The 22634-nt window shown below is 64.2% G+C and carries 27 protein-coding genes; 25 read left to right on the forward strand and 2 right to left on the reverse strand.

What is annotated here, in order from left to right; genetic code table 11:
- Position 1 precedes the first annotated feature (1 nt).
- The 20 genes from cutC to HF885_RS04670 all read left to right on the forward strand — a co-directional run bounded on the left by cutC (position 2) and on the right by HF885_RS04670 (position 16000).
- A complete protein-coding gene (gene cutC, locus HF885_RS04575; RefSeq protein ID WP_090847167.1) occupies positions 2 to 2545 on the forward strand; it encodes a choline trimethylamine-lyase in 2544 nt (847 codons plus the stop codon).
- A gap of 72 nt (positions 2546 to 2617) precedes the next feature.
- The gene (gene cutD / locus HF885_RS04580; protein ID WP_090847169.1) at positions 2618 to 3562 is read left to right on the forward strand and encodes a choline TMA-lyase-activating enzyme; all 945 of its coding nucleotides are present in this window, start codon (positions 2618 to 2620) and stop codon (positions 3560 to 3562) included.
- Positions 3563 to 3616: 54 nt separating this feature from the next.
- Positions 3617 to 4240: a hypothetical protein gene (locus HF885_RS04585; protein ID WP_170103764.1), complete on the forward strand. Its 624-nt coding sequence runs from the start codon at positions 3617 to 3619 to the stop codon at positions 4238 to 4240.
- A 3-nt stretch (positions 4241 to 4243) separates the two neighbouring features.
- Positions 4244 to 5092, forward strand: coding sequence for an ethanolamine utilization protein EutJ (eutJ, locus tag HF885_RS04590; protein WP_170103765.1), 849 nt, complete (start codon positions 4244 to 4246; stop codon positions 5090 to 5092).
- On the forward strand, positions 5085 to 5390 hold the full coding sequence (locus tag HF885_RS04595; RefSeq protein ID WP_090847175.1) for a BMC domain protein: 306 nt from the start codon (positions 5085 to 5087) through the stop codon (positions 5388 to 5390). The genes eutJ and HF885_RS04595 overlap by 8 nt, the downstream gene beginning before the upstream one ends.
- Positions 5377 to 5646 carry a EutN/CcmL family microcompartment protein gene (locus HF885_RS04600; protein ID WP_090861208.1) on the forward strand — a complete coding sequence of 90 codons (270 nt, stop codon included), beginning with the start codon at positions 5377 to 5379 and terminating at the stop codon, positions 5644 to 5646. The genes HF885_RS04595 and HF885_RS04600 overlap by 14 nt, the downstream gene beginning before the upstream one ends.
- Before the next feature lie 15 nt (positions 5647 to 5661).
- On the forward strand, positions 5662 to 6585 hold the full coding sequence (pduL, locus tag HF885_RS04605) for a phosphate propanoyltransferase (protein ID WP_170103766.1): 924 nt from the start codon (positions 5662 to 5664) through the stop codon (positions 6583 to 6585).
- Positions 6586 to 6627: 42 nt separating this feature from the next.
- Positions 6628 to 6915, forward strand: coding sequence for a BMC domain-containing protein (locus tag HF885_RS04610; RefSeq protein WP_090861210.1), 288 nt, complete (start codon positions 6628 to 6630; stop codon positions 6913 to 6915).
- 66 nt (positions 6916 to 6981) lie between these two features.
- A complete protein-coding gene (locus HF885_RS04615; RefSeq protein WP_090861211.1) occupies positions 6982 to 7269 on the forward strand; it encodes a BMC domain-containing protein in 288 nt (95 codons plus the stop codon).
- Between the two features lie 385 nt (positions 7270 to 7654).
- Complete coding sequence (locus HF885_RS04620) at positions 7655 to 7939, forward strand: BMC domain-containing protein (protein ID WP_090864067.1); 285 nt, start codon at positions 7655 to 7657, stop codon at positions 7937 to 7939.
- Between the two features lie 45 nt (positions 7940 to 7984).
- Positions 7985 to 9640, forward strand: a complete 1656-nt coding sequence (locus tag HF885_RS04625; protein WP_170103767.1) for an acetaldehyde dehydrogenase (acetylating) — start codon at positions 7985 to 7987, stop codon at positions 9638 to 9640.
- 54 nt (positions 9641 to 9694) lie between these two features.
- Positions 9695 to 9973, forward strand: coding sequence for a BMC domain-containing protein (locus HF885_RS04630; RefSeq protein ID WP_090847896.1), 279 nt, complete (start codon positions 9695 to 9697; stop codon positions 9971 to 9973).
- Between the two features lie 4 nt (positions 9974 to 9977).
- A complete protein-coding gene (locus HF885_RS04635; RefSeq protein WP_170103768.1) occupies positions 9978 to 10757 on the forward strand; it encodes a tetratricopeptide repeat protein in 780 nt (259 codons plus the stop codon).
- A gap of 60 nt (positions 10758 to 10817) precedes the next feature.
- Positions 10818 to 11759 carry a DUF4037 domain-containing protein gene (locus HF885_RS04640; protein ID WP_170103769.1) on the forward strand — a complete coding sequence of 314 codons (942 nt, stop codon included), beginning with the start codon at positions 10818 to 10820 and terminating at the stop codon, positions 11757 to 11759.
- Positions 11749 to 12486: a DUF4125 family protein gene (locus tag HF885_RS04645; protein WP_170103770.1), complete on the forward strand. Its 738-nt coding sequence runs from the start codon at positions 11749 to 11751 to the stop codon at positions 12484 to 12486. The genes HF885_RS04640 and HF885_RS04645 overlap by 11 nt, the downstream gene beginning before the upstream one ends.
- Positions 12483 to 13340 (forward strand): MerR family transcriptional regulator, encoded by an 858-nt coding sequence (locus HF885_RS04650; protein WP_090861215.1) that lies wholly within the window; start codon positions 12483 to 12485, stop codon positions 13338 to 13340. The genes HF885_RS04645 and HF885_RS04650 overlap by 4 nt, the downstream gene beginning before the upstream one ends.
- A gap of 4 nt (positions 13341 to 13344) precedes the next feature.
- Positions 13345 to 14436 carry a 1-propanol dehydrogenase PduQ gene (locus tag HF885_RS04655; protein ID WP_170103771.1) on the forward strand — a complete coding sequence of 364 codons (1092 nt, stop codon included), beginning with the start codon at positions 13345 to 13347 and terminating at the stop codon, positions 14434 to 14436.
- A gap of 234 nt (positions 14437 to 14670) precedes the next feature.
- Entirely contained in the window at positions 14671 to 15027 is a 357-nt protein-coding gene (locus tag HF885_RS04660; protein WP_090845039.1) for a BMC domain-containing protein, read from the forward strand.
- A gap of 7 nt (positions 15028 to 15034) precedes the next feature.
- Positions 15035 to 15469, forward strand: coding sequence for a BMC domain-containing protein (locus tag HF885_RS04665; RefSeq protein WP_090861217.1), 435 nt, complete (start codon positions 15035 to 15037; stop codon positions 15467 to 15469).
- Between the two features lie 6 nt (positions 15470 to 15475).
- A complete protein-coding gene (locus HF885_RS04670) occupies positions 15476 to 16000 on the forward strand; it encodes a EutP/PduV family microcompartment system protein (protein ID WP_090861218.1) in 525 nt (174 codons plus the stop codon).
- Here HF885_RS04670 and HF885_RS04675 read toward each other — a convergent pair.
- Complete coding sequence (locus tag HF885_RS04675) at positions 15987 to 16856, reverse strand: class I SAM-dependent methyltransferase (RefSeq protein WP_170103772.1); 870 nt, start codon at positions 16854 to 16856, stop codon at positions 15987 to 15989. The genes HF885_RS04670 and HF885_RS04675 overlap by 14 nt on opposite strands.
- 233 nt (positions 16857 to 17089) lie before the next feature.
- Here HF885_RS04675 and HF885_RS04680 point away from each other — a divergent pair, with 233 nt between their 5' ends.
- The gene (locus HF885_RS04680) at positions 17090 to 18340 is read left to right on the forward strand and encodes an ammonium transporter (RefSeq protein ID WP_170103773.1); all 1251 of its coding nucleotides are present in this window, start codon (positions 17090 to 17092) and stop codon (positions 18338 to 18340) included.
- A gap of 44 nt (positions 18341 to 18384) precedes the next feature.
- Entirely contained in the window at positions 18385 to 18759 is a 375-nt protein-coding gene (locus HF885_RS04685) for a P-II family nitrogen regulator (RefSeq protein ID WP_170103774.1), read from the forward strand.
- Between the two features lie 134 nt (positions 18760 to 18893).
- On the opposite strand, the gene HF885_RS04690 is transcribed toward HF885_RS04685, so the two are convergent.
- Positions 18894 to 19451, reverse strand: a complete 558-nt coding sequence (locus HF885_RS04690) for a ferritin family protein (RefSeq protein ID WP_170103775.1) — start codon at positions 19449 to 19451, stop codon at positions 18894 to 18896.
- 120 nt (positions 19452 to 19571) lie between these two features.
- Here HF885_RS04690 and HF885_RS04695 point away from each other — a divergent pair, with 120 nt between their 5' ends.
- From HF885_RS04695 to HF885_RS04705, 3 genes are all read left to right on the forward strand, one after another.
- Entirely contained in the window at positions 19572 to 20009 is a 438-nt protein-coding gene (locus HF885_RS04695) for a Fur family transcriptional regulator (RefSeq protein WP_170103776.1), read from the forward strand.
- A 69-nt stretch (positions 20010 to 20078) separates the two neighbouring features.
- On the forward strand, positions 20079 to 20450 hold the full coding sequence (locus HF885_RS04700) for a VOC family protein (RefSeq protein ID WP_090844710.1): 372 nt from the start codon (positions 20079 to 20081) through the stop codon (positions 20448 to 20450).
- 81 nt (positions 20451 to 20531) lie between these two features.
- Positions 20532 to 22412 (forward strand): elongator complex protein 3, encoded by a 1881-nt coding sequence (locus HF885_RS04705; protein WP_170103777.1) that lies wholly within the window; start codon positions 20532 to 20534, stop codon positions 22410 to 22412.
- The last annotated feature ends 222 nt before the right edge of the window (positions 22413 to 22634 follow it).

Genomic DNA, 22634 nt, shown 5'->3' on the forward strand with positions numbered 1-22634 from the left:
AATGGACATCAAGGAGTTTGCGAAGGAGCTGTCCGAGGCAACGAAGGACATGTCCGACGAGCAGCGCGCTACCGTCCGCAAGATGTTCGAGAAGGTGGCCGACCAGCTCGACGCGCCCGTCGCCTCCGCCCACGAGCACGTGAGCGACGATGAGCCCTACGACGTGCCCGACGGTCCCACCGACCGCCAGGTCCGCCTGAAGGAGAACTTCCTCAAGCAGGTGCCGACGATCACCATGTTCCGTGCTCGTGCGGTCACCGAGCTCACGAAGGCCAATCCCGGCATGCCGAAGATTGAGCTTCGCGCCAAGGCGTTCCGTCGCTGCTGCGAGACCGCCCCGCTGGTCATCCAGGACGACGAGCTTGTCGTCGGAGCACCCTGCGGCGCACCTCGCGCCGGTGCGTTCTCGCCGGACCTCGCATGGCGTTGGCTTCGCGACGAGCTCGACACCATCGGTGACCGTCCGCAGGACCCGTTCTACATCTCGGAGGAGGACAAGCAGTACTGCCGCGACGTGCTGTTCCCGTTCTGGGAGGGCAAGTCCCAGGATGAGATCTGCGAGGACCAGTACCGCGAGGCAGGCGTCTGGGAGCTCTCCGGCGAGTCCTTCGTCTCCGACTGCTCCTACCACGCCATGTCCGGCGGCGGTGACTCCAACCCCGGCTACGACGTCATCCTCATGAACAAGGGCATGCTCGACATCCAGGCCGAGGCGAAGCAGCACCTCGCGCAGCTTGACTATGCCAACCCCGACGACCTCGACAAGATCTACTTCTACAAGAGCGTGATCGACACCACCGAGGGCGTCATGATCTATGCGAAGCGCATGAGCGACTACGCGGCGAAGCTCGCCTCCGAGTGCCACGACGCGAAGCGCAAGCACGAGCTCGAGCAGATCTCCACGATCCTCTCGCACGTCCCCGCCCACAAGCCCAGCACGTTCTGGGAGGCCGTCCAGTCCGTCTTCGTCATCGAGAGCCTGCTCCCGGTGGAGGAGAACCAGACCGGCATGTCTCTCGGCCGCGTCGACCAGTACATGTATCCGTTCTACAAGGCAGACATCGAGGCCGGCCGCATCACGCCGTACCAGGCGTTCGACATCGCGGGCTGCATGCTCATCAAGATGTCCGAGATGATGTGGGTCACCTCCCGCGGCCAGTCCGAGTTCTTTGCCGGCTACCAGCCCTTCGTGAACATGACCCTCGGCGGCGTCACGCGTCAGGGCCACGACGCGACGAACGATTTGACCTACCTTCTGATGGACGCCGTCCGTCACGTCAAGGTGTACCAGCCGTCCATCGCGTGCCGCATCAACAACAAGTCGCCCGAGAAGTACATGCGCAAGATCGTGGACATCGTCCGCTCCGGCATGGGCTTCCCCGCGTGTCACTTTGACGACACCCACATCAAGATGATGCTTGCCAAGGGCGTCAGCGTCGAGGACGCGCGAGACTACTGCATGATGGGCTGCGTCGAGCCCCAGAAGTCCGGCCGACTGTACCAGTGGACCTCCACGTCCTACACGCAGTGGCCCATCTGCATAGAGCTCACCCTCAACCACGGCATCCCCCTGTGGTACGGCAAGCAGGTAACCCCCGACCTGGGAGACCCGGAGCAGTACCACACCTACGAGGAGTTCGACGCCGCCGTCAAGAAGACCATCTACTACGTCACCAAGTGGACGGACGTCGCGACGGTCATCTCGCAGCGCGTCGCACGTGACGTCGCCCCGAAGCCCCTCATGTCCATCATGTACGAGGGTTGCATGGAGCACGGCAAGGACGTCTCCGCCGGTGGCGCCATGTACAACTACGGCCCCGGCGTCGTCTGGACCGGCCTCGCCACCTACGCGGACTCCATGGCCGCCATCAAGAAGCTGGTCTTCGACGAGCACAAGTACACGCTCACGCAGATGTTCGATGCCATGAAGGCCGACTTCGAGGGCTACGACCAGCTGCGCAAGGACTGCCTCGACGCCCCGAAGTACGGAAACGACGACGACTACGCGGATGACATCGCTGCGGACATCATCGACTACACCGAGCACATCCACCTGGACTTCAAGACGCTGTACTCCCACATGTCCACCGGAACGCTCTCCATCTCCAACAACACCCCGTTCGGCGAGATGACCGGCGCCACCGCGAACGGCCGCAAGGCTTGGACCCCGCTGTCCGATGGCATCAGCCCCACGCAGGGTGCGGACTTCCGCGGTCCCACCGCCATCATCAAGTCCGTCTCGAAGCTCTCGAACGACTCGATGAACATCGGCATGGTCCACAACTTCAAGCTCATGAGCGGCTTGCTCGACACGCCCGAGGGCGAGAACGGCCTCATCACCCTGCTGCGCACCGCCTCGATGTTCGGCAACGGCGAGATGCAGTTCAACTACCTCGACAACAAGACGCTCATCGACGCCCAGAAGCATCCGGAGAACCACCGCGACCTCGTGGTCCGCGTCGCAGGGTACTCGGCGTTCTTCAACGAGCTGTGCAAGGACGTCCAGGACGAAATCATCAGCCGCACCATGCTCAACAAGTTCTAGGCAACAGGAACCGTAATCGGAAGACCAGTGGAGTGCCACGCCGTGGTACGCGAAAAGAAGGGAGAGGCTGCAATGAGCCGCGAGCAGAGTGGTGTTGAGCGCAAGGCGCGCATCTTCAACCTTCAGAAGTACAACATGTACGACGGCCCCGGCGTGCGCTCCATGGCCTTCCTCAAGGGCTGCCCCCTCCGCTGCAAATGGTGCTCGAACCCCGAGAGCCAGCATCGCGGGCACGAGGTCATGTTCAAGCGTGCGAACTGCGTCGACTGCGGGGCATGCGTCGCGGTCTGCCCCGTCGGCGTCCACAAGATGGTGGACGGGGAGCACGTCGTCGACCGCGACGTCCAGTGCATCGGCTGCCGCAGGTGCGAGAAGGCCTGCATGTACCATGCGCTTGAGGTCATGGGGGAGGACCGCTCCATCGACGACATCATGGACTTCCTGGACGAGGACGCCGACTTCTACCGCATGTCCGGGGGCGGCATCACGCTCTCCGGGGGAGAAGTGCTGGCACAGCCGGAGGCAACCCTTTCCATCCTGATGGCGGCGAAGGCCCATGGCTACCACACGGCCATCGAGACCTGCGGTTACGCACCGACGCCGACCATCATGAGGGTCGCGCAGTACGTCGATCTGTTCCTGTTCGACATCAAGCAGATGGACCCCGTGAAGCACAAGTTCTGGACGGGCGTGAACAACGAGCAGATCCTGTGCAACGTCAAGGAGCTCCTGGAGAACGGATACAACGTTCGCGTCCGCATGCCCCTGCTCAAGGGCGTGAACGACTCCAAGGAAGAGATTGACGCGGTCATCGCGTACTTCAAGCCGTATCGCTACCAGAAGAACTTCGACGGCGTCGACCTGCTTCCCTACCACAAGCTCGGCGTCGGCAAGTACGCGTCGCTCGGTCGTGACTACGAGATCAAGGACGACCCGTCGCTCAGCGACGACGACCTCAATAGGATCGAGGGCTGGATCAAGGACGCCGACTTCAAGGTGAGCCTGGTCAGGCACTAGATGCCGATGTGGCGCCAGCATCTGCGGAACACGAGAGACTGAGAGGAGGATGAAATGCACTACGTCACCGAGGACGAGCTGCGCGAGGCATACGGGACGTGCCCGTTCGAAAAGTACAAGCTTCCCGAGGACGCGCGGCTCACGCCAAGCGCAAGGCAGTTCCTGATTGACTTCAGGATCGAGTTCGAGGGCGACGAACGGGGACCGAAACCCCACGGTGAGGCGCGTGGCATTCACGTCAGCCCGCGTCGCGAGCCGACGGTGGGTCTGGGTGCGCTGGTCTTCGACGCGAACCTCCTCGGCGCCCGCCTGAGGCTGCTCGCCCGTAGGGCGCTCGGCGTGGACAACACCGTCGCGCGCCGTACGGAGAGGGTCGGCCGTCTGTGGCAGGAGGCGCGGATCGCTTCCGACCTCGTCACGGCCGACGCTCATGCCGACCCGGCCGGAGGTCCGCCGGGTCCGACGCCCGTCCCGACCTTCGATGCGGGCATACATCCGGTCTTCTTCGAGATGGCAAGCGTTCATGCCCAGATAGGTCGGTACGCCCGCTCCTGGGCGAGGGCGAAGGAGAGTCTGGGACCCGACGAGGCGAGGGTCGTCTCGGCGTGGGTCGGTGAGGCGACGACGATGTGCGAACTGCTCGAAGAGGCAATTTCCAATGCGGAAGAGGAGGTGTAGAGGATGGTCGACCTTAAGAAGGCGAACGGCAGGCTCGAGGATCTCTTGGACTGCGTGGACCATCCCAGGAAGGTGAGGGAGGGGCAGCGGCTCTACTGCGGCCTCGACCTGGGCACGGCCTTCATCGTCCTCGTCGTCCTGGACGAGGATGGAAACCCCGTCGACTGCAAGTATCAGTTCGCAAGCGTCGTGAAAGACGGCATGGTCGTCGACTACGTGGGCGCCTGCGACATCGCGAGGCGGCTGAAGGACCAGATCGAGGGTGAGCTTGGCGTAGAGCTCGAGGAGTGCGCGGTCGCCATCCCACCCGAGACCGAGGCGCTTGACGGCGGCGTGGTGAAGAACGTGGCCGAGAGCACGGGCATGGAGTGCATCGCGGTATTTGACGAGCCCACTGCCGCGAACCTCCTCATTGGCACCACCGACGGCGCGGTCGTCGACATCGGTGGCGGCACGACCGGCATCTCCGTCTTCAAGGACGGCAAGGTCGTGGAGTGCATCGACGAGTCGACCGGAGGGACGCACTTCTCGCTCGTGCTTGCCGGTGCGAAGGGAATGTCGTTCGACGACGCGGAGGTCTACAAGCGCAACCCCGAGCACCACAGGGAGGTCCTTCCCATTGTGTCGCCCACGATCGACAAGGTGACCACGATTATCGAGCGCGCGTGTCGCGACTACGAGGTGCCGGAGGTCATCCTGGTCGGCGGAACGGCCGAGCTTACAGGCATCGAGGGCAGGGTGCAGAAGCGCCTGGGCATCGAGGTCCACAAGCCGAGCCATCCCATGTTCGTAACGCCGATGGGCATCGCGCTCGGATGCGTCCAGAAGGCGAGGGAGCGCGACGATGCTTGACGTGAAGGTCATCAAGGCCCCGGCGCCTGGGACCATGCAGATCATCAGGCAGCGAAGCGGCGCCCGCTGGGGCGAGGACTTCAGGCCGGCGGCGGTCGGGCTCGTCCAGGGCAAGCTGATCGAGATGGTGGTCGCGAGCGACATCGCCGAGAAGACTGCGGGCGTTGTCGTGACCGACGTGAGAGGGTCCTGTCCCCAGAACATGGTGATGCTCGCCATAGCTGGGGAGACGGCAGAGGTGATGGAGTGCCTCCGGAAGATCCAGGACGGAAAGGACGCGTCCCATGATTGTCGGTAGGCTCATCGGCTCGATCTGGGCCACCCGCAAGTACGACGAGCTGAACGGGATGAAGCTCATGCGCGTCGAGGTCATCACGGGCGACGAGGCAGGAAAGCAGCTCATCTGCGTCGATACCATCAGCGCGGGGGTGGGAGACCGGGTGATCGTGACCACGGGATCTTCCGCATATCACTTCGTGAAGGACGAGTTCCAGAAGAACGCACCGGTAGACGCGGTGATCGTAGGAATCATAGACGAAGACGTGAATCTGTAAGGAAAGGAGGACGACATGAAGAGACTTGTAAGCGCGAAGGACGTCATCGCGGCGGCGGCACGGCACGAGGACATCTACGTGGACGAGAACACCATCGTGACCGCCCAGGCGAAAGACGTTGCGCGGGAGAACGGCGTGAGCATCACGTGCGGCCCGAAGCCCGAGGGGCATGCGGCATGCGAGAAGCCCGTGGCTAAACACGCTGCGGTTGAGTGCCACAAGGTTGACCTCACCAGCGAGGGCAAGGGCACCGAGCCCGCCCTTACCGCGGCCGAGCTCGAGCATCTTATAGCCGCCGCCTTCGAGAAGGGCATCTGGACCAAGGACGACATCGAGTCGCTCTTGGGGAAGAAGGAGTCGGCCATCGACCCGAACATCGTTCCGGTGGGGGTGTCTGGCCGTCACATCCACCTGTCCCAGCACGACCTTGAGACGCTGTTTGGCAAGGGTTACGAGCTGACAAAGGTGAAGGACCTCAGCCAGCCCGGTCAGTTCGCGGCAAAGGAGTGCGTCACCCTCGCGGGCCCGAAGGGCGTCATCCAGAAGGTGCGCGTGCTTGGTCCCGTTCGCTCTCAGACCCAGGTGGAGGTGCTCGCGGGCGACACGTTCAAGTTGGGCGTTCCGCAGGAGATCCGCCTCTCGGGACACCTCGAGGGAACTCCTGGCATTACCGTCATCGGCCCGAAGGGGACGGTCGTCCTCCCCGAGGGCGTGATGGTGGCGGCCCGCCACATCCACATGAGTCCGTCGCAGGCAGCGGAGCGCGGCTTCCACGACGGTCAGGTAGTGTCGCTCAAGATCTGCGGAGAGCGTGGCGGCATGCTCGACAACGTGATAGTGCGCGTCACCGAGACCGGAAACCTTGACTGTCACATAGACACGGAAGAGGCAAACGCGTTTCACCTCAAGACGGGCTCAAAGGTCCAGGTAGTTAGGTAGCAAGCTCAGGTAGTAGGCAAGTCGACCCAGGGAGGAACAAGCATGGCAAGCACCACTGAGGCACTCGGCATGATCGAGACCAAGGGCATGATCGGATCCGTCGAGGCGGCGGACGCGATGGTCAAGGCGGCAAACGTCCGTCTCATCGGCAAGGAGCGCGTCGGCGGCGGCCTCGTGACCGTCTTCGTCCGCGGCGACGTGGGCGCCGTGAAGGCCGCGACCGACGCGGGCGCCGCAGCGGCGCAGCGCGTGGGCGAGCTGCTGAGCGTCCACGTGATCCCGCGCCCGGACGGGATGGTGGAGTCCATCCTGCCGCACGCCGCGGAGTAGCGAGCGTACCCGACTAGACACGAAGAGGCGGGGCAAAAGACCCGCGCATCCCAGGGAGGAACAAGCATGGCAAGCATGACTGAGGCACTCGGCATGATCGAGACCAAGGGCCTGATCGGCTCCGTCGAGGCGGCGGACGCGATGGTGAAGGCCGCGAACGTGAAGCTCGTGGGCAAGGAGCTCGTCGGAGGCGGCCTCGTGACCGTCTTCGTCCGCGGCGACGTGGGCGCCGTGAAGGCCGCGACCGACGCGGGCGCCGCCGCGGCGCAGCGCGTGGGCGAGCTGCTGAGCGTCCACGTGATCCCGCGCCCGGACGGAATGGTGGAGTCCATCCTGCCGCACGCCGCGGAGTAACCGCATGGCGGCGAAGAAGTCGGGGCAGGAGGGGGAGGGCGCCACGACGCCGATCCCCGGCACCCCTCGTAGCCGGGGCAAGGCTGTCGAGGGCGCCAAGGCTTCCGCATCGACCGGGGCCGCGAAGGCCCCGGCCACGGCCGGAGGCGAGAAGGGCGTTGCGAGCCACGTGAAGGCCGATGCCAAGAAGCCGAGCTCTTCTCGTCCCGCCGCGTCGCGAAAGGCGGAGGCAGCACGCTCCGAGGCTCCGAAGGATGCCGCGGGGAGTTCCGCGGAGGCCACCAAGAAGACAGAGACGGCGCCCGAGGGGAAGCACCTTGGCGCACAAAAGGGAAAGGCCGAGCCCGCGAAGGCCGCGCCTGCCATGAACAAGGAGGTAACTGCGATGTCGAACACCACTGAGGCACTCGGCATGATCGAGACCAAGGGCCTGATCGGCTCCGTCGAGGCGGCGGACGCGATGGTGAAGGCCGCGAACGTGAAGCTCGTGGGCAAGGAGCTCGTCGGAGGCGGCCTCGTGACCGTCTTCGTCCGCGGCGACGTGGGCGCCGTGAAGGCCGCGACCGACGCGGGCGCCGCCGCGGCGCAGCGCGTGGGCGAGCTGCTGAGCGTCCACGTGATCCCGCGCCCGGACGGAATGGTGGAGTCCATCCTGCCGCACGCCGAGTAGCGAGGCGCAGCGCACCCATTCGTCAGCTAGTCGGAAAGAGGCATCATGCAGGAATTCGATTACGATCTTCAGAGCATCCAGGCCGCCCGCGACCTTGCGCGCAAGGGCCAGGTTGCCGCGAACCAGATTGCAAACTACAGCGTCGAGCAGATCGACCGCATCCTTCGCTCCATGGTCGAGGTTGCCGAGAAGAACGCGAAGCAGCTTGCCGAGATGGCCGTCGAGGAGACGACCTTCGGCAACGTCCACGACAAGATCTACAAGAACCATATGGCCTCCGGCCTGCTTTACGAGCAGATCAAGGACGCGAAGACCATCGGCGTCATCGATGTGGACGAGAAGAAGCAGGTCATCACGATAGCGGAGCCGGTCGGCCTCGTGATGGGCATCGTCCCCTCCACCAACCCCACCTCGACGGTGCTCTACAAGTCGATGATCGCGCTTAAGTCTCGCAACGCCATCGTCTTCTCCCCGCACCCGAAGGCCGCCAAGTGCACGAACCTTGCCATCAAGCTCATGAATGACGCCGCCGTTGCCGCGGGAGCCCCCGAGAACATCATTCAGGGCGTGAGCCTGGCGACGATTGCCGCGACGAACGAGCTCATGCACGCGCCCGAGGTCAAGATGATCATCGCGACCGGTGGCCCCGGCATGGTGAAGGCAGCCTACAGCTCCGGCAAGCCCGCGCTGGGCGTCGGCGCCGGCAACTCGCCCTCGTACATCGAGCGCACCGCGAACGTGCATGACGCGGTTCGCCAGATCATGGCGTCCAAGACGTTCGACAATGGCACCATCTGCGCCTCCGAGCAGAGCGTCATCTGCGAGACCTGCAACCACGACGAGGTCGTCGCGGAGTTCAAGAGCCAGGGCGGCTACTTCATGTCGGAGGAGGAGTGCAAGAAGGTCTGCAAGATTCTGTTCCGCAACGGCCACTCCATGAGTCCAAACTTCGTGGGCCACGCCGCCCTCGACATCGCAAAGGCTGCCGGCATCTGCGTCCCCGCAGACACGAAGGTGCTCATCGGCGAGCAGCATGGCGTCGGTCCCGAGTGGCCGCTCTCTTACGAGAAGCTCACGACCGTCCTGGGCTTCTACACCGTTGCCGACTGGCATGAGGCGTGCGACCTGTCCATCGCGCTGCTCCAGAACGGCATCGGCCACACGATGAACATCCACACGGAGGACAAGGAGATCGTCCGCAAGTTCTCTGTCAAGCCCGCCTCGCGCATCCTCATCAACACCGGCGGAACCCAGGGCGGCACCGGCCTCTCCACGGGTCTGGACGTCGCGCTGACCCTTGGCTGCGGCACCTGGGGCGGAAGCTCCGTTTCCGAGAACGTTGGTCCGCAGCACCTCATCAACGTGAAGCGCGTCGCCAACGGCATCATCGAGCCGGACATGGTCGCCGCCGCCGACGAGACGTTCGCGAAGTGGCACCCTGAGCTCGCGGCCGAGTACGGCTGCACGTCGCACGCGACCTGCGGCTGCGCCGCGACGTCCTGCGGCGAGAGCGCCAAGAGCGACCTGGGAATCGACATGCCCGTGGGTCACGGCGTAAGCGGCATCAGCTACTCCGTCGGCTGCAACAGCTGCGGTGGTCACGCGGAGCCGGAGCCGCAGGAGCACAAGGGCGACACCATCGACGCGGCCGAGCTCAAGAAGATGGTCAACGAGCTGGTGGCCGCTTTCCGCGGCGAGTAGTACCGCGGTACGGCATGTGTCCGCACTTCTTTTAACTAGTCAAGGAGCTTAGTCATGAACGAGGCATTGGGAATGGTCGAGACCGTCGGCTGCGTGGGCGCAGTCGAGGCCAGCGATGCCATGGTGAAGGCCGCCGAGGTTACTCTGGTGGGCAAGGTCAACGTGGGTGGCGGCATCGTCACCACCTTCGTGCGCGGTGACGTGGCAGCCGTGAAGGCCGCGACAGACGCCGGGGCCGCCGCGGCCGAGCGCGTGGGCGAGCTTCGCTCCGTCCACGTGATCCCGCGCCCGCATACGGACGTCGAGAAGATCGTTCCCCACCAGACGGCGTAGCACGTTGGAGCTCGGGGCGTTCTACAGCGAGCTCGACCGCCTGTACGGCGAGCCGGGGGCTGACGTCGAGGGCTTCCTGAGGGAGGCCCTGCGGCGCGCCCGGCTCGCCGGGGATATGCGCGGTGTCGCATCCGTCGCGAACGAGCTGGGCAGCGTACTGAGGCTGCGCGGGGATCTTCGAGAGTCGGAGGAGCTCTACGACGAGGTGCTGCGCATGCTCGAGATGACGGGCGCGGACGACCGGGACGTGGCGCGGGCGCTCGTGAACCTGGGTGACGTGTATGTTGCACAGGGGAGGAACGTCTCCGCGATCGAGGCGTTCGACCGCGCGGAGCGGATGCTCGGTGATGGTGACGCGCTGGAGCTGAGCGCGATTTGCAACAACCGGAGCAGCGCCTACCGGGCCCTCGGGCGCTTCTCGGACGCTAGGGCCGACCTGCGGCGCGCAGGTCGGCTGTTGGACGCGGTGCCAGGCTCCGAGGGCAGACGCGCGACGAACGCAATCAACCTCGCGCAGGTGCTGACCGACGAGGGGAGGATCGGGGAGGCGGCGGAGGTCATCGCTGCGGCCCTTGTCACGTACGAGACGCTGGGCGGCGGCCGTGACGTCCATCGCCCCCATGCCCTCGCGACGGCGGCGCGCATCGCGTACCTGCGCGGAGACTATGCAGCGGCAGAGGCGTACTACCTCAAGGCCGCGGAGGTCCTGCGCGACAAGCTAGGCGACGCGCCGAACGCGGACGCGCTCGAGCGGCGGGCGGCGGAGATGCACGCCCTGAGGTAGGGGCGTGGCATCGGCGCGATGGCATAACGAGACGTAGGCGACACGAAGGCGAGGTGCGACATGAGGGGCATGGAGCTGGCCAAGAGGTACTTCGGGACGTTCGGCCCCGTGCTCGTGTCCGGGCTTCCGTACTCCGTCGAGTCGCGCCTCGCCTTTGGTCTCGTCGGGCCGGGCTCGGAGTGCCTGGGCTTCGACGACGACATCTCGCGCGACCACGACTTCGGTCCCGGGTTCTGCGTGTGGGTCCCAGCCGACCTGTGGGATACATACGGCAGCGAGCTCGCGCGCAGGTACGCGACGTTGCCGGGCGAGTTTCTGGGCGAGAAGCGCAAGGAGAGCGAGCTTGCGGGCCAGCGCGTGGGCGTGTTCTGCACGGAGTCGTTCTACCGCACGTACACGGGGCTCGGGCGCGTCCCGCAGGGCGTGGCCGAGTGGCTGCGAATTCCCGAGCAGCTGCTTGCCATCGTGTGCGGCGGCGAGGTCTTTCGGGACCCAAGCGGCCAGTTCACACGTGTGCGCGAGGCGTACCAGGGCTTCTACCCCGAGCTCGTCGTGCGCAAGAAGCTGGCTGCGGACATGGCGGTCATGGCGCAGTCTGGCCAGTACAACCTGGGTCGCTGCCTCGCGCGGCGCGACCTCGTCGCGGCGGACGTGGCGCGCGGGGAGTTCCTGTGCGCCACCATGGCGGCGCTGCACCTGCTTTCGCGCACGTACATGCCGTTCTACAAGTGGTCGTTCAGGTCGCTTCGCGAGAGCGCGCACGTGCCGGCGCCCGTCTGCGACGTGGTGCGCAGGATCGCGGAGGCCCCCGTCGCAAAGGTTTCTTGCGAAGACGTGGAACTACTGTGCTCGGTCGTTCTGCGTGCCGCTCTTGCGCTAGGCTGGGCTGCTTCGGAGTCGGACTTCCTTCTGGACGCGGCCACGTCCATGTGGAGGGGGATTCCGAACGAGTATCTCCGCAGCCGTCCGTTGAACGAGGGGGCGTTTTCCCATGGCATGTAGCAGGTGCGGGTGCGCCGCGTGCGCCGGAACCGGCGACGCGAGGAGACCGTCGTACGGCCGCAGGCTCGAGCGACGCGGCGACGTGAAGAGGTTCTTCTCTCTTTCGGCCGTGCAGGGCATCGCGGCGGAGCGCGGCGTGAGGGGAGACCTGCTCGAGGAGCTCGAGCGTGTCGTCGCCTTGGAGTGGGAGCAGTTCGACGCCGTCCTTGGCTTACATGGCCGAGCGGGCTGCCAGGATGACCTCAGGCGCTTCTCGGCGTATCGCTGCGCACAGTACCTCGCGTTTCCCCACGGGCTCATACCGCGGGTGCTCGCGGAGCTCGAGCAGGCGGAGCTCAGCGGCAGGAACCTGGTGGAGGAGAAGTACGCACGCATGATGGCCGCGACCGATTCCGCTGAGTTCAACAGGACGTGGGCGAACGCCCTGCCCTTGACATCACCCGTGAAGAGGGGCGCCCTCCGCCAGCTGCGCAAGCTGCTGGCGCCTGTGCTTGCGCAGGCGGCGCGCGAGCTTCCCCAGGCACACCGCCATGCGCGTCCGGACGTGTCGTCGGCCGGCACGGTCTCGGCGCTGGACTACTTTCTGGCGGAGCTCGAGAGCTACTCGCTTTCGACGATCTTCTACCTTCGTGACGAGCTTGCGCGTCCGGGGACCGGGACGAACCCGATTGAGTCGAGTTACGTTCTGGCCGCGAGGCTTCTTGAGGCAACGGAGGTTGGTGCATGAACGCAAGCGAGCGCGCACGCAGGTGCGGACTGTACCAGATAGGCGAGGTCAGCAAGATCGGGGGCATATCGCAGCGCACGCTGCGTCACTACGACGAGCTGGGACTCATGCAGCCCGACCTGGTGGGAGACAACGGCTACCGCTATTACAGCCTGCAGACCATGCTGAAGATCCCCGTCATCAACTACCTCAAGATGATGGGACTCTCTCTGGAGGAGATTGCCTCCATGATGCAGCACTCCAGCCTTGGGCAGGCACGCAAGTTCCTGTCCAAGCACCTTGCGGAGTGTGACGAGCAGGCGCGGCTCCTGGCCGAGAAGCGCGAGGCCATCGTGGAGTGGAGCGAGCTCGTGGAGGAGGCGAACATGGTGCTGCGCGTGAGGCCCAAGAACGTGAACGTGAAGTACCTGCCGCGTCAGGAGCTCCTGGGCCTCCAGACCAGGTTCTCGGGCAGCTTCGCGGAGTCTATCGTGAGCCTAGAGTTCGCATCGTACGTACAGGACATCGACAACGCGATTGCTGGACCCGTCATCTTGCGCTTCCCCTCGGTGGAAGATGCCGTCGCCGCGGCGGCGGACGGCTCGGAGTGCGACGTGTGGCTGCTGCAGAAGCCCATCAGACCCATCAATCCCAATGACGCGTTCGTCTGCCCCGAGGGCATGTACCTCTCCACGTACCACGTGGGTGCGTTCGAGGAGTTAGGAGAGGCGTACAGCCGCCTGACTGAATTCGCGAACGACAACGGTTACAAGGTCGCGGGTCCGGCGATAGAGCGCTTCGTCTCGGATTACTGGACCACGTACAACTCGGACCTCTTTGTCGCGGAGGTCCTCCTGCTAACGGAAACGGAGTAAAAAGATGAACCAGTTCTCTCTCAAGGCAAAGCTGTTCTTCGGCCCGCAGGCGGTGGAGCACCTTTCTTCCCTTGCGTGTACTAACGTTCTCGTTGTGACGGACGGATTTCTGCAGGAGTCCGGCATGGTCAGCAAGATGACACAGTATCTGCCGTCCGGTGCGCACGTGAGCGTGTATTCCAACGTGCGTCCCGATCCCAGCCAGGAGCTGGTGGACGCCGGCGTCGAGATGATCTTCGGTGTCAAGCCCGACGTGGTCATCGCGTTCGGAGGCGGCTCCTGCATCGACGCGACGAAGGCCATCCTGTACTTTGCGGGACAGAAGGGCCTCGCCCACCCGTACTTCCTGGCCATTCCGACGACGGCCGGCACCGGCTCCGAGGTCACGAACTTCGCGGTCATTACGCGCGGCGACACGAAGGTCGCCCTCATCGACGACGCGCTCGCGCCGGACGGGGCGCTCCTGGATGCCAGCTTCACGCGCTCCGTCCCGCCCAAGATCACGGCCGACACCGGCATGGACGTCCTGACGCACGCCCTCGAGGCCTACGTGAGCAACCAGGCGACCACCTTCACGGACGCGCTTGCCGTCAAGGCGCTGCGCGTCGTGTTCGAGGACCTTCCCGTCGTCTTCCACGATGGCGACGCCATGCGCGCACGCGGCCGGATGGCCGAGGCCTCATGCGTGGCGGGCATCGCGTTCACCAACGCCGGGCTCGGCATCAACCACAGTCTGGCGCACGCCCTCGGTGGTCGCTTCCACGTTGCCCACGGCAGGCTGAACGCCATCCTGCTGCCGTACGTGATGCGCTTCCACATGGCTGACTCCAAGTATCGCGAGCCGTACGACCGCTGCGCCCGCGAGCTTGGCATGGCAGACGCGGAGGACCTGCTGCGCCACGTGATCGATCTGCGAGCCGAGCTGGGGGTCGAGGATCGTCTGGCAGACCTTGGCAGCATCGACGCCAGCGCGTTCGAGGAGCACGTGGGCGACATGGCCGAGGCCGCGCTTGGCGACCGCTGCACCCCGACGAATCCCCGTCCCGTCTCGCGTCAGGACCTCGTCAACCTCTATCGCGATGCCTACAACGGCTAGCTAGAGATACCGCCCCTAGCCTCTCTTCCCTGGGCTCGCATGGGGCGGCGGCGAGGGCGGCTGTCCTTCTCGCCTGCGGGCTTGGCCCGATGCGAGAGGGCGGCCGCCCACCGATTCGCTGCTTGACACTCACGGTGCGTGAGCACCTACAAAGGAGTACGAAAGACATTTGCATGATGTGCGCCGGGGGCGGGGGAGAAGAGCCGCCGCCGTACGAAGGCTGTGGGAGTGGACATGGAACAGGACCAGATTCGCGTCGTTCAGGAGACCGTCTCGGGCAAGGAGATCACCCTCGCCCACGTCATAGGCGGACCCGAGCCCATCATCTATACGAAGCTTGGTCTGAACCCGTCCGTGGACTACGGCTCCAGCGCACTTGGCATCATGAACATCACGCCGCCGGAGTCCGCGGTCATCGCGTCCGACATCGCCATCAAGAGCGCGGACGTCTACCTGGGGTTCGCGGACCGCTTCACCGGCACCATGATCATCAGCGGGGAAATCGCGGATGTCACGACGGCCATCAAGGAGGTCGTCGAGTTCTTCCACGACACGCTGGGATACGTTACCTGCAAGGTTACGAAGCGCTAGGCACGCCATGGCAAGGCAGAGGGTCACAAGGCAGCAGTTCTTCGACGAGGTGTTCCACGGCAGCGTGCCGCGAGACGAGAACGGCGAAATCCGCATCACGCGCGTGCGGGTTCCCGGACGCGAGGTGGACCTCGCGCACGTGATGGGGACGTCCGCGCGCCGCACGTGCGAGACGCTTGGTTTGGACATCGGCACGCACGAGGGCGAAGACCACACTGGCGAGGCATTGGGCTTCATGCGCTTCACGCCGTGGGAGGCCGTCGTGGTGGCGGCGGACATCGCCGTGAAGCACGGGTCGGTCGAGCTGGGATTCATGGACCGGTTCAACGGATCGCTCATACTGTGCGGGCAGATAGCCGAGATCGAGAGCGCGGAGCAAGAGATTCTGGATTACTTCGACCACGAGCTCGACTTTCATGTGTGCAAGATGACTCGCAGGTAGGTGGGTATGAAGCGACTGTTTCTGATGGGCAGGAGCGAGGCGGGCAAGACCTCGCTCACACAGGCCCTGCGCGGCGAGAAGCTGCACTACCACAAGACGCAATACACCTACGCCGACGGCGACACCATCGACACGCCGGGCGAGTACTCCGAGTCGAAGCAGGTGGGCGTCGGGCTCGCGTGCTTCTCGTTCGAGTCGGACGTCGTGGCGATCCTCATCGCGGCGAACGAGCCGTTCACGGTGTTCGCGCCCAACTGCAACGCGTTTCTGAACCGCCCGCTCATTGGCATCATCACCAAGATCAACGAGCCGAACGCGAACGTTCCCATGGTGCGCCAGTGGTTGGAGGAGTGCCGCTGCGAGCGCATCTTCCTGGTGGACAACGCGACGGGGGAGGGCATCCCGGAGCTGCGGGCCTACCTCGAAGAGGACATCCCCTCGATCTCGCTCGAGGAGGCGAAGGCCCGCCAGCGCCGTGGCCTTACGGACTGGGAGAGCGCCTCGCGCCCGACCTTCGCTACGGGCGCCTGAGGACCACGTATGCGTTGAGGTCTCCGGAGCGCCCGTCCGAGGCGAACCTCGCCGCGGGACGAACGACTTCGCCCAGGTCGGAAAGCAGCTCGTCCACCTCAGCATCGTCGAAGCTGTGGCAGTAGCGCCAGGCTCCGGGCGCGCCCTGCCATCCAAGCAGGTAGTCGCTCGTGCCCAGGTCCCCTTTGGACATGCCCAGCGCCGCCAGGGCCTCGTGGGTCGTCGCATTCGCCTTCGTGGCAAGCCGCTCGTCCGACATGAACCTCCAGAACGATACGCAGCACATACCGCCCGGACGCGTCGCCGCAAGCATCGCGCGAAGCAGGGCGAGACGCGCCGCGTGCGTCGGGACGTGGTGGAGAAACCCAAAGGCAACCGACAGGTCCGCCTTCGCGGGCCCCGCCGCCGTGCCGCCCCACGCCCGTGCAATGGCAGTGACCAACTCGTCTTGCAAGTCTCCTGCCAGAAGGGCGTCCACGATGTCCAGGCACCGTAGGCTCACGTCCCACGTACTCGGAAGCGATTCACCCGCGGCGAGCTCTGGGCAGTCGTCCGTTCCCAGGTAGGAGACGCCCTCGAGGCCGGCGTCCGCAAGGAACCGCGCGAAGCGCAGGTTTCCGCACGCAAGGTCAAGCACGTGACACGTCGTTTCGCACGGGGCCGAATGCAAGTCCGTGGCGGCGCCCTCCCTACGCCCGAACTCTTCCAGGCAGCGCTGCCAGCCAGGCCAACCCGACCGCCTCGTCTGCGAGAACGATGCGGCGTTCTCGCGATAGAACCGCGCGTTCAGCGCGTTCATGCGTCGCGCCACGTCGATTCCCATGTCGCGGTGCGCGCCGTCCTCTTGCAGCTGCATGGAGCCTCTCCAGTCGTGCCGCCGTCCTTCTCGCCCATGGCGGCGTCTTTCCTTTGTCCCCCGCACGGACACGTGTCGCGGGTATGCACGCTAAAGGTTACCGCAAGGCTTGTGCCTGCGTCGCCGCGCGATGGTCACAGCATGGGCGTCTCGTCGCAACGGATGCGTCACGTCCTCGCAATGCGCGCGGGCCATCATCTGTGTGCCTTACACCATCGGCGTTAGGGGGATACATGAGTGCCGCAGACACTGGGTTCATGCTCATTTGCGCTGCTCTGGTGCTGTTTATGACACCTGGGCTCGCGTTCTTCTATGGGGGCCTTGGCAGGCGCAAGAACGTGGTCAACAACATCCTCGCGTCCGTGTGCACCATTGGGCTCGAGACCGTGCTGTGGGTCGTCGCGGGCTTCTCGCTTGCGTTCGGGCAGGACCATGGCGGCATCATCGGCGGTCTCGAGTACGTGATGATGAACGGCGTCGGTGCCGCGAAAGCGGGACCGTATGCACCCAGCATCCCGTTTCTTGCATATGCCCTGTTCCAGATGATGTTCGCCATCATCACCCCGGCGCTCGTCACGGGTGCCGTCGCCGGGCGCATGCGCTTCAAGTCGCTCGTACTGTTCGTGCTGTTCTGGACGTTCGTGGTGTACTATCCCGTCGCCCACATGGTATGGGGTCAGGGCGGTGCGCTCGCGGCGATCGGCTCTGTCGACTTTGCGGGAGGCAACGTGGTCCACATTAGCTCCGGCGTATCCGGCCTGGTGCTCTGCATTGTCCTGGGTAGGCGCATCGGATATAAGAACGTGAACTACAGAGTCCATAACGTGCCACTGGTGGCAATCGGAGCGACCATGCTCCTGCTTGGTTGGTTCGGCTTCAATGCCGGCAGCGCGCTCGCGGCAAACGGGCTCGCGGTGCACGCATTCGCCACGACGGCCCTCTCGTGCGCCGCCGCGGAGCTCTCGTGGATGATGATGGATGTCATTCTCTCCAAGAAGCCCACCCTCGTGGGGGCCTGCACAGGGCTCGTGATCGGGCTCGTTGCCATCACGCCCGGCTGCGGCTTCGTCGCGCTGTGGGCGGCGATTCCCATCGGGTTCGTGGGCAGCGTAATCTGCTATCTCACATGCTCGCGCATGAAGCTGCGCTTCGGCTACGACGATGCGCTCGACGCGTTTGGCTGTCACGGCATCGGCGGCATCTGGGGAGGCATAGCGACGGGCCTCTTCGCGAGCAAGGCGGTCAATCCGGCGCTGCGCTGGGACGGTTTGCTGTACGGAAGCGCAAGCCTCTTCGGCGCGCAGCTGCTCTCCATCGTCGTCACCATTGCCTGGGCCGTCGCCGGCACGTTCGTCTGCGTCGCCATCGTGCGTGCATGCTGCGGCGGACGCCTGCGCGTGAGCGAGCACGAGGAGCGCGTCGGCCTCGACGTGTCGGAGCACGGCGAGCGCGCCTACCCCTCGTTCGCGGGTCTTGACGACTAGTGCGACCGGGTGCAGATTGGGCGTAACCCAAGGGAGGACACAACATGATCAAGGTTGAGGCGATAGTGAGGGAAGAGCGACTCGAGGACGTGAAAGAGGCCCTGCGAGAGATCGACGTGCGCGGAATCACTGTCAGCCAGGTCATGGGCTGTGGTACGCAGCTCGGCTACACGCATGTTGTCCGTGGCAGCAAGGTCTCGATGAACATGTTGCCCAAGGTGAAGTTCGAGATAGTGGTTTCCAACGAGGACTGGGCACAGCGAGCGACGAACGCCATCGTGAAGGCGGCGCGGACGGGCGAGCCCGGAGACGGCAAGGTGTTCTGGTACCCCGTGGTCCGTGCCGTCAGGATACGCACGGGCGAGAGGGACATGGAGGCCATCACCCCCGCACCTTCGCAGACGGAGGAGGAGCTGTAACCAGAGCCATCAGAAAGCCGATGGCTTTTGCAGCGAATTCCATTCGATAGGCGTGGCGCAAAAGGGAAGGGGGCCGCGGCACATGTGCCGCGGCCCCCTTCGAACATCAGGCGTGCTTTGCCTCTCGGGCGATCCTAGCCGAAGTAGCGCTTCAGCAGACCGGCGAAGGCCTTGCCGTGGCGAGCCTCGTCACGTGCCATCTCATGGACGGTGTCGTGGATGGCATCGAGGTTTGCGGCCTTGGCGCGCTTGGCAAGGTCGAACTTGCCGGCGGTGGCGCCGTTCTCGGCCTCGACGCGCATCTCGAGGTTCTTCTTGGTGGAGTCGGTCACGACCTCGCCGAGCAGCTCGGCGAAGCGAGAGGCGTGGTCGGCCTCCTCGAAGGCTGCCTGACGGTAGTACATGCCGACCTCGGGATAGCCCTCGCGCATAGCGACGCGGCTCATTGCGAGGTACATGCCGACCTCGGAGCACTCGCCGTTGAAGTTGGCGCGCAGGTCCTCGATGATGTCCTCAGAGACGCCCTCGGCCTTGCCGACGCCCACGACGTGCTCGGCGGCCCAGGTCAGCTCTCCCTCCTGCTTGGTGAAGCGGTTACCGGGGCAACCGCACTGGGGGCACTTGTAGTCGGCGGGCAGCTCGTCGCCGTCGAACTCCTCAACGTAACCGCAAACGGGGCAAACAAACTTCATGTTGGTTCCTCTCCCTAGGTCTGACGTTTTGTCTGTTGCGTTCTTAACAACAACGATTATCATTATGGACAGACGAGGGGTCGTGTCAACGGCAAATCGAAAGTTTTTTGGGAGTCGGTGATGGAAGAGAGAAGAACGCGATCGAGCGCCCCCGTGCGGCGCAACACAAGGCAGCGCCAGATGGTTCTGGAGGAGGTTCGCTCTCGTTGCGACCATCCCACCGCAGAGCAGATATACCAAAGCGTCCACGAACGTGACCCACGCGTGAGCCAGGCGACTGTCTACCGCAATCTTCACCTGCTCGCAGAGGAGGGGGAGATTCTCTCCATCAAGGCCCCGGGCGTCGAGCACTTCGACCTACGAAGGGACGTTCATCCCCATATGGTTTGCACCCGGTGCGGCTCGGTGGTGGACGTGCCGCTTCCGTTGGGTGACACAGGCCTCGATGGGCGAGCGGCAGACGCGACCGGCTGGAAGGTCCTAGACCATGCGGTATTATTCCGCGGCATCTGTTCCGCGTGCCTGAAGCGAGAACGTGACAACAAAATGGCCTCGTGAGCGCGCCCGCATGCGTTCGCGCTGCCATGGGTATCATGTGACGGTAAACCTCGACGGAAGGAAGCCGCCATGCAAGCCAGGTTCGTGCATCGCTGCACCCACGTAATCGACAAGCAGAGGACCATCGAGTTCTACGAGAAGGCACTCGGCTTTCACGTGGTAAGGGAGAGCGGTCCGGCGGATGGCTCGTGGACGAACACGTTCATGGAAAGCGACGCGTGCCCGTTCCAGCTTGAGCTCACGTGGAACCGAGGACGAACCGAGCCGTATGACAACGGCGGCCGGGACCAGCACATCGCGTTCGTCGTGGATGATTTCGATGCCTATCACGAGCTGCACAGGCAGATGGGGTGCATCGACTACGAGAACGTGGCGATGGGACTCTACTTCATCTGCGACCCGGAGGGCCAGCGCATCGAGATTCTGCCGGAGAAGCGCTAGCATCGCCAGCCCGCCGCCATGTCGCCACCGCGTTGTGGACGTGCGTGGTGACATGGCGCTGTGGGCATATAATTGCGACCTATGGAAGAACTGCTGACCGACATACTGGATGAGCTTCGACGCCTGCCTGACAAACCAGGTGAGGGCGCGCTCGGACCGCTCGAGCTTGACCGGATAGTCCGCAGGCACAATCGCGGCATCAGCAACAACTCGAAGCATCTATCGAAGCGCTACATTCTGCCCTTCTACCTACGCGTGAAGCAGGAGGACCCCGCCCGCTGGAAGGGGTGGGCCGTGGACCCTGGGTTGGAGCGGCGCCTACTGCGCACGCTTCGCATGAAGCCGCGTCGCACGGCGTCTGGCGTGGCTACGATTACGGTGCTCACTCGTCCACAGCCGTGTTCCAGCAACTGCGTGTATTGTCCCAACGACCTGCGCATGCCGAAGAGCTACCTCTCCAACGAACCCGCCTGCCAGCGTGCCGAGCAAAACTTCTTTGATCCATACCTGCAGGTTACGACGCGCCTTACGGCCCTGTACCAGATGGGACACTCCGTGGACAAGGTCGAGCTCATCGTGCTTGGGGGCACGTGGAGCGACTATCCGCGCAGCTACCAGCTCTGGTTCATTCGCGAGCTCTTTCGTGCCCTCAACGACTGGCCTGTCCCCGAGGATGTTCTTGCCCTGCGGCAGTCCCATTACCGCAACCTCGGCATCAGCAACGACCCGCAGGAGATCGCGCGATTCGTGGCGCCAGAGCAGCGTCTTGTCAACGCGGGGCTCGAGTCCTACAACCAGGGGTTTGCGAGGCTGTATGGTGAGGTTCCTACGGACGAAGACCCTTGGGGCGAGAAGAGCGAGCGCTTCCGGCAGGCACAGAGCATTATGCAAGCGACCGAAGAGGAGCTCGCGGCAGAGCAGGCGAGAAACGAGACGGCCGCACATCGCGTCGTTGGACTGGTCATCGAGACGCGTCCCGATACCATCACGCCAGAGAGCCTCACGCTTTTCAGGCGCCTTGGCTGCACCAAGATACAGATTGGAATCCAGTCCACGCGTCAGGAGATCCTGGACGCAAATCATCGCGCAACGACGATCGCCCAGGTGAAGAGGGCCTTCTCTCTCATAAGGCTCTTTGGGTTCAAGATTCATGCGCACCTCATGGTCAACCTTCTGGGCTCTACGCCGCGGGAGGACAAGGCCGACTTCAAGACGTTCGTGTGCGACCCGGGCTTCCTGCCGGATGAGGTCAAGCTCTATCCATGCGCCCTCGTGGCGGGCACGCGGTTGGTTCCGCGTTACCATTCGGGGGAGTGGCGTCCCTACACGGAGGAGGAGCTCTTGGACGTCCTCGTTGCCGACACGCTTGCGACGCCTCCTTACATGCGCATTAGCAGGATGATTCGCGACATCGGCGCGGATGACATTCTTGTGGGCAACAAGAAGACGAACCTTCGCCAGATGGTGGAGGGACGCATACGTGAGCTCGGCGCTGCGGGACGAGTACGCGACATCCGCTTCAGGGAGATAGCGCGTTCCGAGGTGGACCTGGGGACGCTTTCTATTGACGACGTTTGCTACCAGACAACCGTCACGTGCGAGCACTTCCTCCAATGGGTAACGCCGGACGGCCGCATAGCGGGATTCCTCAGGCTGTCGCTTCCGAAGTGGGATGCTCTGCAGAGTGGTGTGACGGACGTGCGCGCAAGCGAGCTCCCCACGCACCCGGGGGATGCCATGATCCGTGAGGTGCATGTGTACGGACAGGCTGCCCACCTGGGGAAGGCGGACTCCTCCTCCCAGCACCAGGGGCTTGGTCGCGGACTCGTGCGTCGTGCGTGCGATATCGCTCGCGAGGAGGGCTACACGCGCATACACGTGATCAGCTCCGTGGGAACTCGCGAGTATTATCGCAAGCTGGGTTTCGTGGATGCAGGACTGTACCAGAGCATGAAGCTTTAGCAGGCAGAGCACTACGATCACCCCTTCTGCCCGCCATGCCGTGAGGTGCTACATAGGCGGGTGCGCCGAATTGCGGATGGTCTGGCAAGTGTGGACACTCTAGCACAAATAGCAGAACAGGTGTTCGTAATAAGTAAGAATAAAGGAGGCTTCGGTAGTTTGTGTGACAAGGGGCTAGCCTAGGCAGCAACGCTCTTCGCTCCCTTCACGCCCTTCTTCCTC

Origin of the sequence: Parafannyhessea umbonata (genome assembly GCF_012844235.1) — a bacterium.
GTDB lineage: Bacteria > Actinomycetota > Coriobacteriia > Coriobacteriales > Atopobiaceae > Parafannyhessea.